Source organism: Actinomadura formosensis NBRC 14204 (genome assembly GCF_001552155.1).
Classification (GTDB): domain Bacteria; phylum Actinomycetota; class Actinomycetes; order Streptosporangiales; family Streptosporangiaceae; genus Spirillospora; species Spirillospora formosensis.
This window is the reverse complement of record NZ_BCQQ01000085.1, coordinates 21,664-32,274: the sequence shown is the minus strand read 5'-3', so window position 1 is coordinate 32,274 and position 10,611 is coordinate 21,664. Positions and strand designations below refer to the sequence as shown.

Below are 10,611 nucleotides of genomic sequence, written 5' to 3'. Positions count from 1 at the left end.
CCGGGCGGCGGCGCGGGGGCCAGCGGGGCGGCGACCGGGCGGTCCGGCGGCGGCGCGTCCAGCAGCAGCTTCATCTGGCTCTTGCGGCGCCCGTAGATCAGGTACAGGACGATGCCGACGGCCATCCAGATCGCGAAGTACGCCCACGTCTGGATCTTGAGGTTCAGCATCAGCCAGCCGATCGCGAAGATCGACACGACCACGATGAGCGGCGCCGCGGGCATCCGGAACGGCCGGTGCAGGCCGGGCTGGGACCGCCGGAGCGCCAGCACCGCGGCGGCGACGAAGAGGAACGCGAACAGCGTGCCGATCACGACGAGCTGCTCCAGCGTCAGCACGTCGATCGTCTGCGACATCACGATCGCCGCGCCGCCCGCCAGCAGCGTCGCGCGGGACGGCACCCGGTAGCGGCTCATGGCGGCGAGCGGACGCGGCAGCAGCCCGTCCCGGGCCATCGAGAACAGCACCCGGGTCAGGCTGATCACCACCACCAGGATGACGGTGGTCAGCGCCAGCACGGCGCCCACGTCGACGATCTTGCCCATCGCGCCCGCGCCGACCTCGTCGAACGCGGCGGCGATCAGCAGCTTGTCCGGGTCGAGCTTGGCGAAGCCGTCCATGCCGACCATGCCGACCAGCGCGATCGCGACCGCCGCGTACAGCACGATCGCCGTCAGCAGGGCGGTGAGGATGCCGCGCGGCACCTTGCGGGGCGCGTCGTCGGTCTCCTCCGACGCGGTCGCGATCAGGTCGAACCCGATGTAGGCGAACGCGATGGTCGGCGCGGCGGCGAACAGTCCCCAGACGCCGAACACGTGCGGGGTCCCGCCGCCGAGCGCGCCGAGCACGGCGTCCAGCACCGTCTGGTCGCCCTCCGGCGCGGGGCGCGCGGGCGGGAGGAACGGGGTGAGGTTGCCGGCGTCGAAGAACTTCAGGCCGGTGGCGATGACGAGGCCGATCACGATGACCTTGGCCATCACCATGAACCACAGCGACTTCAGGCTCATCCGGCTGCCGGTGGCGAGCATCAGCACGACCAGCAGCAGGATGCCGAGGGCCAGCAGGTCCGGGCCCTTCACCTGGCCGATCAGGTCGCCGAGCCGGCCGGGGATCGGCACCCCGAAGTCGTGCAGCGCCTGCGTGGCGTACAGCGACCACACCCGCGCGAGCACCGACGCCGCCAGCAGCAGCTCCATGATCAGCGCCCAGCCGACGACCCACGCCCAGACCTCGCCGAACGCCACGTAGGCGAAGGAGTAGGCGCTGCCCGCGACCGGGATGATCGAGGACAGCTCGGCGAACGCCAGCGCGGCCAGCACGCACACGCCGCCCGCGATGAGGAAGGAGATGAGCACGCCCGGACCGGCCGTCGAGCTGGCCTGCTCACCGGCGATCTTGAAGATGCCGGAGCCGATCATGACGCCGAGGCCGAGGACGACGAGATCGCGGGTCCGGTAGACCACGCGGAGCCGGTGCCGCCCGCCGTAGAGCCGGCCCGTGGCCTGTTCCACGGGCAGTCTGCGGAACATGTTGTTGCGCATGCCCATGTCCAAGGTCATAGGTGGTCTCCCCAGGCCTGAACCCGCGCCGCTGTTCGCGAGGTGCCGGCTTACCGAAGGCCCTAAGAATTCACCACGTATGGGGGTATTCGCAACGTTTTCCCCCGTATCGATGCCGTCTCATCGTTGTTGCACCCTGCCAAACCGCAGGTCGGCAGGGTGCCGCAGCGGCCCCTTCGCGCTCGGCTCACGATTATCGAATCGTTTTCTAATTGGATCGTTCCGAGCAAATATCCCCGATTTCCCATGGGGAAAGTGTTCTCGATCTTTCCCGGTTCGGGCATCCGGCCCGTGCGGGTTCCGCGCGTCCGGGGCCGGCCGGTGCGGACGGTGGCGCCGGACGTAGATCGGTGACACCGTAGGGGCGCCGCGTTCGTCTGGAGGTCCGGTGTTCCGCTCCCCCTCGCCCACGCCCCCATCCCGTCCGCCGGCCGCGTCGCGCGGGCCGTCCCGCGTCCGGCGCCCTACGGCGCTGGTCGCCGCGCTGGCCACCGCCGCGTCACTCACCGTCCCCGGCGCCGCGATCGCCGCGCCGGCGTCCGTGCCCGCTCCGCTCGCGGGCGATCCGCGTCCGCCGGTCAAGCAGCCGGTCGCGACCGGCTACGGCGGCGCGGTCTCCACGGTCGACCCGGATGCCAGCCGGACCGCGCTGGACGTGCTGAAGCGCGGCGGCAACGCCATGGACGCGGCCGTCGCCGCCGGCGCGACGCTCGGTGTCACCGAGCCGTACGTGTCCGCGATCGGCGGCGGCGGCTTCATCACCTACTACGACGCGAAGAAGCGCCGCGTCTACGCCCTGGACGGCCGTGAGTTCGCGCCGAAGCGGATGGGGCAGGACGCGTTCCTCGACCCCGCGACCGGCAAGCCGATCCCGTTCGGCGAGGCCGTCACCAGCGGGCTCGGCGTCGGCGTGCCCGGCACCCTCGCCCAGTGGGACCTCGCGCTGCGCCGCTTCGGCACCCGCGATCTCGGCACCCTGCTGCGCCCGGCGATCAAAGTCGCCGACCGCGGATTCGTCGTCGACCAGGAGTTCCACGACCAGACCGCGGTGAACGAGGCCCGCTTCCGCGACATCGTCCCCACCCGGAAGCTGTTCCTGCCCGGCGGGAAGGTGCCCGAGGTCGGCTCGGTGTTCCGCAACCCCGATCTCGCCGGCACCTACCGGCAACTGGCGAAACGCGGCATCGGCTGGTTCTACGAGGGCGGGCTCGGCCGGGAGGTCGCCGGGACGGCCGCCGCACCGCCGGTCGACCCGAAGGCGGCCCGAACCGTCCGCCCCGGCCTGATGGAGCGCGGCGACCTCGCCGCCTACCGGGCGGTCATGCGCGAGCCCACGCACGTCCCCTACCGGGGACTGGACGTGTACGGCATGCCGCCGTCGTCGTCCGGCGGGTCCACGGTGGGGGAGGCGCTCAACATCCTGGGCAACTTCCGCCTCGACGCCCGCGACCCGGTCACGGCGCTGCACTATTACCTGGAGGCGTCCAAGCTCGCCTACGCCGACCGTGGCCGCTATGTGGGCGATGCCGACAAGGTGGACGTCCCGCTGGACGAGCTGCTGTCGCCCGGGTTCGCCCGCGAGCGCGCCTGCCTGATCAGGCCGGATCGGGCGGCGCCCGCTCCGGTCGCCCCCGGCTCGCCCGACGGGAGCTACGAGCCGTGCGTCCCGGCCGGCACGCAGACCCGTGCGCTGGCGTTCGAGGGCCCGCAGACCACCCACCTCGTCGTCGCCGACAAGTGGGGGGACGTCGTGTCCTACACGGTGTCGATCGAGCAGTTCGGCGGCAGCGGCATCACCGTTCCCGGACGGGGTTTCCTGCTCAACAACGAGCTGACCGACTTCTCCTTCCAGCCGCCCGCGCCCGGCCAGGCCCCGGACCCGAACCTGCCCGGCCCGCACAAGCGCCCGCGCAGCAGCATGTCGCCGACGCTCGTCCTCCAGGACGGCCGGCCCAGGCTCGCGCTCGGCACCCCCGGCGGATCGACGATCATCACGACCGTCCTGCAGATCCTGATGAACCGCATCGACCTCGGCATGACCCTGCCGGCCGCGCTGACCGCGCCCCGCGCGACGCAGCGGGGCACCCCGCAGGTCTACGCCGAGCAGGCGTTCATCGACCGGTACGGCCGTGAGCTGGCCGCGCGGGGGCACCGGCTGGAGCTCTTCCCCGGCCCGCCGACGGGCGTGATCGGCGCCGCGACGGGGCTGGAGTTCCTGCGGCCGGGACTCGTCCAGGCGGTCGCGGAGCCCACCCGGCGGGGCGGCGGCAGCGCGCTGGTGGTGCATCCCGTCCGCTAGCCCCGCCGGGGCGTGCGCGGACGCCGAGCGGGAAGGAGTCGTGCCATGGCCCACTCTTACGTGCAGGTGACGACCACGACCGACTCCCGCGCGGAGGCCGCCGAGCTGGCCCGGTCGGCGGTCGCCGAGCGGCTCGCGGCCTGCGCCCAGCTGGTGGGCCCCATCGCCAGCACCTACTGGTGGGAGGGCGAGATCGAATCGGCGGAGGAGTGGATGGTGTTCTTCAAGACCTCCGCCGACCGTTTCGACGAGCTGGCCTCCCTGATCACCGAGGGGCACTCCTACGACACCCCGGAGATCATCGCGACCCCCGTCGTGGCGGGCAGCATGGACTACCTCGCCTGGATCACCGAGCAGACCGAGCCGGAGGCACGCGACGAAGCGGTGGAAGACGACTGAACCTCTGGACCGTGTGATGCAGGTCATGGCAGGGTAAGTTCTTGTTTACCCTGGCAGGACATGGTTTGCCCCCGGCCAGGCTGGACAAGGGGGGCGAGCGGAAAGGCGGTCGACGTGCACGAGTCGAGCGAGGCGGGCGTGGACCACGGCCTGTTCGGGCCGGGCTCGGTGACCTGGCGGGTCATGGGCGAGCCCGTGCTGCTGGTCGGCGGGATCAGGGCGCTGCTGCTGCAGGCCCTCCATCCGCGCTCGATGTGGGGGACCGCGCAGAACTCCGAGCTCATGGACCCCGCCGCCGCGTGGGCGCGGCTCACCCGGACGGTCGAGTTCGTCCGCGTCCGCACCTACGGGACGGAAGAGGAGGTCGAGCGGGTGGGGCGCCGCGTCCGGCGGATGCACGCCAAGCTGACCGGCCTCGACATGCGCACCGGCGAGACCTTCCCGATCGACGACCCGGAGAACCTGCTCTGGGTCCACATGGGCGAGGTCGACTCGTACCTGGACGTGGCGCGCCGTGCCGGGGTACCGCTGACCCCCGAGGACGCCGACACGTTCGTGGACGAGCAGCGCCGCGCCGCCGAGGTCGTCGGGCTCGACCCGGCGGACGTGCCCGCCACGGTCGCGGAGATGCGGGAGTACTACGCGCAGATGCGGCGCCGGGTCTGGGCGTGCCGGGAGGCCCGCGAGGGGCTGCGCCGCATGTTCAGCCCGGCCGTCCCGCGGCAGCTGCTGCCGCTGAAGCTCGCCGCGCCCGGCATCGGGGTGCTGACCGTCGCGACGCTGCCGCGCTGGGCCCGCCGCATGTACGGGCTGCCGGGGCTGCCCACGTCCGACCTGGCGGCGACGCTGACGCTGAAGGGCCTGTACCGCACCTCCCAGGTCGTCCCGGAGCGGTTCCGGTACTCGCCGGACGCCCAGCGGGCCAGGCGTCTCACGCGTGCGCGCGAGACGGGACTGGCCACCTGGTCGATCGCGTCCTAGCCCAGCGGCGGTGCGGCGTCCGCCGGCGCGCCGTGCCGGGCTCCGTGCCGCGGCAGCAGCAGCGCCGGGAGGATCAGCACGGCGGTGAGGACGAGCGCGACCCAGAACGTGCTGCCGAACGCGTCGGCCAGTTTCGGCGCGAGCTGCTCGCGGACCCGGTCGGGGATCTCTCCCACGCCGGCGGCGCCGCCCCCGGCCGCCTGCGGGATCCGGTCGCTGATCTGGCGGGACAGGATGACGGCCAGCAGCGCCGTGCCGACCGAGCCGCCGAGCTGGACGATGATGTTCAGCGTGCTGCTGGCCCGTGACACCATCGCCCGGCTCAGCGTGGTCAGCGCGGCCGACATCGTCGGCATCATCGTGCAGCCGAGTCCGAGGCCGCGCACGAAGAGCGTGCTGCCGAGCAGCCAGTAGGACGTGTCCGCGCCCACCATCGCGAACGGGATGGTGCCGGCGACCAGCAGCGTGATGCCGACGGGCACGATCCGCCCGGCGCCGAACCGGTCGGTGATCACGCCGGCCAGCGGCATCGCGGTGGCGGCGCCGAGGCCCTGCGGGGCGAGCAGCAGGCCCGCGGTGAACGCGCCCTCGCCGCGCGCCGTCTGGTAGTACAGCGGAATCAGCAGCATCGACCCCATCAGCGCGATGCCGACGAAGAACACCGCGACGGACGCGGTCGCGAACGTCCGGTCGGCGAACAGCCGTACGTCGATCAGGGCGCGCTCCCGGCGGCTCAGGCTGTGCAGCGCGAACAGGCCGACCAGCACCACTCCGGCGACCAGCCAGGCGATCGTGGCCGGCTCGCCGAAGCCGCCGTTGCTGCTCGCCGTCGACAGCCCGTAGATCAGCAGGACGAAACCGGGCGGCAGCAGCATCAGCCCGCGCAGGTCGAGGCCCGGCGCGGTGTGCCCGCCGTGGTCGTGCGGAATCTTCCACCAGGCCAGCGTGAGGGCGAGCACGCCGACCGGCAGGTTCACGAAGAAGATCCAGCGCCAGTCGACGTCCTCGACCAGCCACCCGCCGAGCACCGGGCCGAGGACGGGCCCGAGCAGCATCGGGACGCCGATGACGCTCATGATGCGGCCCAGCCGGTGCGGCCCGGCCGCCATCGTCAAGATGGCCATGCCGGTCGGCATCAGCATGCCGCCGCCGAGTCCCTGCACCACCCGGAACACGATCAGCGATCCGATGTTCCAGGCCGCGCCGGACAGGGCCGAGCCGATGACGAACAGCACGATCGACGTCATCCACACGCGCCGCCCGCCGAACCGGTCGACGGCCCAGCCGGTGAGCGGGATGACGGTGCCCATCGCGAGCATGTAGCCGGTGATGACCCACTGGATCGTCGACAGGTCGGTGGAGAAGTCGTGCGCGAGCGTCTCCAGCGCCACGTTCACGATCGTGGTGTCCAGGATCGCCATCACGGTGCCCGCCACGACCACGAGGCCGAGCACGATGGTCCTGCGGTCGAGTGGTTCGGCGCCGCCCGGGCCGCCCGGCGGCGCCACCTTGGTGGACGGGCTTTCGGCCATGGTCGCCCCCTTGCCTGAAGTCCCGGTAGCCGGGGGTCCCCGCCGGTCCGGAGATGAAACATCTTGAAGTTCAACAGTTTGCAGTGCATCACGGAATATGTTGAACTTCAAGGTATGTCCGAGGATCAGTTCGCCGGCGACGCCTCGATCGACGCCGACCTGGAGACGCTGGTCCAGCTCGTCGGCCGGGTGGTCCGCGGCATGAAGGGCCACGGGGAGACCGAGGAGCTCATCGACCGGGTGCGGGCCGCCGGGCTCGGCCCCCGGCACGTGCCCGCGCTGACGCAGCTCGTCCTGCACGGCCCCCTGCCGGTGGGCGTCCTCGCCCGGCACATGGCGCTCAGCCCCGCCACGGTCAGCCAGCTGGTCGGGGAGCTGCAGCGCGGCGGCTTCGTCGAGCGGCGGCCGGACGAACGGGACCGCCGCCGCATGATCGTCAGCCTGGCCGAGGAGCACCGCGAGATCATCGAGCGGTTCGCCTGGCAGCGGCTGCGCCCGCTGCGGGCGACGCTGGAAGCGCTCACCCCGGCCGAGCGGGCGCACTTCCTGCGCGGCTGGCGCACCCTCGTGGAGAACATGGAGCAGCCCGGCCCCCCGCGCGGCGGCTGCGACCGCGGGGGCCGGTGACTCAGCCCCGGCGCATCAGCCGCCCGACGGCCGCCATCAGCTCGGTGGACATCTCGTCCCCCTTGCCCTCCTCGGCACCCTCCGCCACGCAGTGCCGGACGTGCCCGTCCAGCAGGCCGAGCGCCACCTTGTCCAGCGCGGCCTGGACGGCGCTGATCTGGGTGAGGATGTCGATGCAGTAGCGGTCCTCCGCGACCATCCGGTCGATGCCGCGCACCTGCCCCTCGATCCGGGCCAGCCGTGTCTGCAGCTGGTCCTTGGTGGCGGTGTACCCGCGGGTGGGGGTCTCGCTGGTGGCCATCTCCGTCCTCCGCAATCCATCCGGGGCGCACGCCCGGGTACCCCTGGGGGACATCCCCCAACAGGTACCTTATGCGCTGCCCGGGATTATGGAGCCGGGACGTTCCAGGCGGTGATCACCGGCCGGCCGTGCTCGGTGCCGAGCACCGACAGCGTTCCGGTGGCGAGCGCGAACAGCCGCCCGAGCGCGGGCTCCAGGCCGAGCCACCGCGCGGTCAGCACCCGTAGGAAATGCGCGTGCGCGACGAGCACCACGTCGCCGTCCGCCGGCGGCGGCCGGACCCGCGCCAGCACCGCGTCCGCCCGCGCCCCGACCTGCCGGACGGTCTCGCCCGGATGGCCGGCGTCGCCGGGGACGACCCCGTCGTCCCACAGGTACCACCCTGGCCGCTCCTTCTGGATCTCGGCGGTGGTGATCCCCTCGTAGCCGCCGTAGTCCCACTCCCGCAGGCCCGGGTCGATCTCGTCCACCGGGAGCCCCGCGAGCTCGGCCGTCCGCCGCGCCCGCCGCGCCGGGCTGACCAGCGTCCGCACGATCCGCCGCCCGTCCAGCGCACCGCGCAGGGCCCGCGCCTGCCCCTCGCCCCGGGCGGTCAACGGCACGTCCGTGAGCCCGGTATGCCGCCGCTCCCGGCTCCAATCGGTCTCCCCATGCCGCACCAAGACCAGCTCGCCCATGGGGAGTGTCTACCACGCGACGCACGGCCATCCCGGGCGCCGCGATCGTGGCGGAGGAGGACCCCTCTAGGGCTCGACGCCGAGGACGTCGCCGAGGGGCACGTAGGGCAGGTCGTGGGCTTCGGCCACGTGGTCGTAGGTCAGGGCGCCGGCGTGGGTGTTGAGGCCGCGGGCCAGGGCGGCGTTCGACTGGAGGGCCCGGCGCCAGCCCTTCTCGGCGATCTGGACGGCGTAGGGGAGCGTGACGCCGGTGAGGGCGTAGGTGGAGGTGTTCGGGACGGCGCCGGGCATGTTCGCCACGCAGTAGAACGTCGAGTCGTGCACCCGGTAGGTCGGGTCGGTGTGCGTGGTGGGGCGGGAGTCCTCGAAGCAGCCGCCCTGGTCGATGGCGATGTCCACGAGAACGGAACCGGACTTCATCCCGGCGACGAGGTCGTTGGAGATCAGCTTGGGGGCGCGGGCACCGGGGATCAGGACGGCGCCGATGACGAGATCGGCGGCGCGGGCCTCCTGCTCGACCGTGTAGACGCTGGACACGAGCGTGCGCAGGCGGCCCCGGTAGATGGCGTCGATGTGCCGGAGGCGGTCGACGTTGACGTCCAGGATGGTCACGTCCGCGCCCATCCCGGCCGCGATCTGGGCGGCGTTCAGGCCGGCCACGCCGCCGCCGATGACGACGACCTTGGCCGGGGCCACGCCCGGCACGCCACCGGGCAGGACGCCGCGCCCGCCGTTGGACGCCATCAGGTTGTACGCGCCGACCTGCGGGGCGAGCCGCCCGGCGACCTCCGACATGGGGGCGAGCAGCGGCAGCGAGCCGTCCGGCAACTGGACGGTCTCGTACGCGATCGCGGTGACGCCGGCGGACAGCAGCGCGTCGGTGCACTCGCGGGACGCGGCGAGGTGCAGGTAGGTGAACAGGACCTGGCCGTCGCGCATCCGGTGGTACTCGGGCTCGACGGGCTCCTTGACCTTGAGGATCAGGTCGCCCTCGGCCCACACCTCGTCCGGGCCGTCCAGGATCTTGGCGCCCGCGGCGATGTAGTCGTCGTCCGGGATCGCGGAGCCGAGGCCGGCGCCCCGCTCGACGAACACCTCGTGGCCGTGCCGGGCCAGCTCGTGCGCGCCCGCCGGCGTGATGGCGACCCGGTACTCGTGGTTCTTGATCTCTTGTGGCACGCCGATCTTCACCGGGGCTCCTCTGTCAACGCTGACCAGGATGTACGTGTACAGCGTGCGGGGCGGAGCCCGCCTCCGACTATCGGCAGTGTGTCAAGTCATCGACCGTTTCGGCGACATTGTGTAAAGCGTGCCTGGCCGGCGGGCAGGCGCTCGCGACGCGGTCCGCCGCGCCCGCCGTGGGGCACGTTCAGGGTTTGCGGGCGATACCCCCGTACATGAGGCGCTGGCCGACGGTCAGCTCGTCCGGGACGTCCCCATCGGGGCGCCACAGCGGCAGCGGGACGACGCCCGGGTCGAGGAGGTCGAGCCCGTCGAAGTACCGGGTGATCTCCTCCGGTGTCCGGAACCGGCCGGTGCCGAGCATCCCCTGGTACTGCACCTCGGCGTCGACCGCCTCCTGGCTGGACGCGCAGAAGCTCGTGACGAACAGGTGGCTGCCGGACGGCACCGCGGCCATCAGCGTCTCGACGATGCCCTGCGGGTCCTCGTCGTCGTGCAGGTGGTGCAGGATGCCGACCAGCATCACCCCGACCGGCCGGTCGAAGTCGATCAGCCGCCTGACGTCGGGGTGCGCGAGGATCTTCTCCGGCTCGCGGACGTCGGCGGTGATGACCGTGGTGTCCGCGTTCTCGGCCAGCAGCGCCCGCCCGTGCGCGAGGACGATCGGGTCGTTGTCGACGTAGACGACCCGCGCGCCGGGCGCGGTGGCCTGCGCGACCTGGTGGGTGTTCTGCACGGTCGGCAGCCCCGAGCCGAGGTCGAGGAACTGCCGGATGCCCGCCTCGCCGGCCAGGTACCGCACCCCGCGGCCGAGGATCTCCCGGTTGTAGGCGGCGACGTCGTAGATCTCCGGGATGATCTTCACGATCTCCGCCACGAAGGTCCGGTCGACCTCGAAGTTGTCCTTGCCCCTCAGTACCACGTCGTAGGTCCGAGCGATGCTCGGCTTGGTGGTGTCGATCCCGAGGGACGCCCAGTCGTACTGCTCTTCGGCCATACCGTGTCCGCCTAGTGCCGCTGTTGAGTTCTGGAAGGCCCGCCGCCTGGACCGAAT

The 10,611-nt window shown here is 72.2% G+C and carries 10 protein-coding genes; 4 read left to right on the top strand and 6 right to left on the bottom strand.

The genetic code is table 11. The annotated features are described in order from the left end of the window. A partial coding sequence (locus AF1_RS21490; protein ID WP_255218828.1) for an APC family permease occupies positions 1–1,559 on the bottom strand: 1,559 nt, incomplete at its 3' end. Between the two features lie 388 nt (positions 1,560–1,947). Here AF1_RS21490 and ggt point away from each other — a divergent pair. The 3 genes from ggt (at position 1,948) to AF1_RS21475 (ending at position 5,238) form a co-directional block, all read left to right on the top strand. Continuing rightward, the gene (ggt, locus tag AF1_RS21485; RefSeq protein WP_242609058.1) at positions 1,948–3,858 is read left to right on the top strand and encodes a gamma-glutamyltransferase; all 1,911 of its coding nucleotides are present in this window, start codon (positions 1,948–1,950) and stop codon (positions 3,856–3,858) included. A gap of 45 nt (positions 3,859–3,903) precedes the next feature. Continuing rightward, positions 3,904–4,257, top strand: a complete 354-nt coding sequence (cutA, locus tag AF1_RS21480) for a divalent-cation tolerance protein CutA (protein WP_067802109.1) — start codon at positions 3,904–3,906, stop codon at positions 4,255–4,257. Between the two features lie 114 nt (positions 4,258–4,371). After that, positions 4,372–5,238: an oxygenase MpaB family protein gene (locus AF1_RS21475; protein WP_067802106.1), complete on the top strand. Its 867-nt coding sequence runs from the start codon at positions 4,372–4,374 to the stop codon at positions 5,236–5,238. Here AF1_RS21475 and AF1_RS21470 read toward each other — a convergent pair. Next, positions 5,235–6,770, bottom strand: coding sequence for a DHA2 family efflux MFS transporter permease subunit (locus AF1_RS21470; RefSeq protein ID WP_067802103.1), 1,536 nt, complete (start codon positions 6,768–6,770; stop codon positions 5,235–5,237). The genes AF1_RS21475 and AF1_RS21470 overlap by 4 nt on opposite strands. Positions 6,771–6,884: 114 nt before the next feature. Between AF1_RS21470 and AF1_RS21465 the strand changes: the two genes are divergently transcribed. Then, on the top strand, positions 6,885–7,397 hold the full coding sequence (locus tag AF1_RS21465; RefSeq protein WP_131733035.1) for a MarR family winged helix-turn-helix transcriptional regulator: 513 nt from the start codon (positions 6,885–6,887) through the stop codon (positions 7,395–7,397). Between the two features lies 1 nt (position 7,398). On the opposite strand, the gene AF1_RS21460 is transcribed toward AF1_RS21465, so the two are convergent. From AF1_RS21460 to AF1_RS21445, 4 genes are all read right to left on the bottom strand, one after another. Beyond that, on the bottom strand, positions 7,399–7,698 hold the full coding sequence (locus AF1_RS21460; RefSeq protein WP_067802100.1) for a metal-sensitive transcriptional regulator: 300 nt from the start codon (positions 7,696–7,698) through the stop codon (positions 7,399–7,401). Positions 7,699–7,784: 86 nt separating this feature from the next. Further along, positions 7,785–8,375, bottom strand: coding sequence for a histidine phosphatase family protein (locus tag AF1_RS21455; protein ID WP_067802097.1), 591 nt, complete (start codon positions 8,373–8,375; stop codon positions 7,785–7,787). Between the two features lie 66 nt (positions 8,376–8,441). After that, positions 8,442–9,566 (bottom strand): alanine dehydrogenase, encoded by a 1,125-nt coding sequence (gene ald / locus AF1_RS21450; protein WP_067802095.1) that lies wholly within the window; start codon positions 9,564–9,566, stop codon positions 8,442–8,444. 178 nt (positions 9,567–9,744) lie between these two features. Beyond that, on the bottom strand, positions 9,745–10,554 hold the full coding sequence (locus tag AF1_RS21445; RefSeq protein ID WP_067802092.1) for an SAM-dependent methyltransferase: 810 nt from the start codon (positions 10,552–10,554) through the stop codon (positions 9,745–9,747). Between the last annotated feature and the right edge of the window lie 57 nt (positions 10,555–10,611).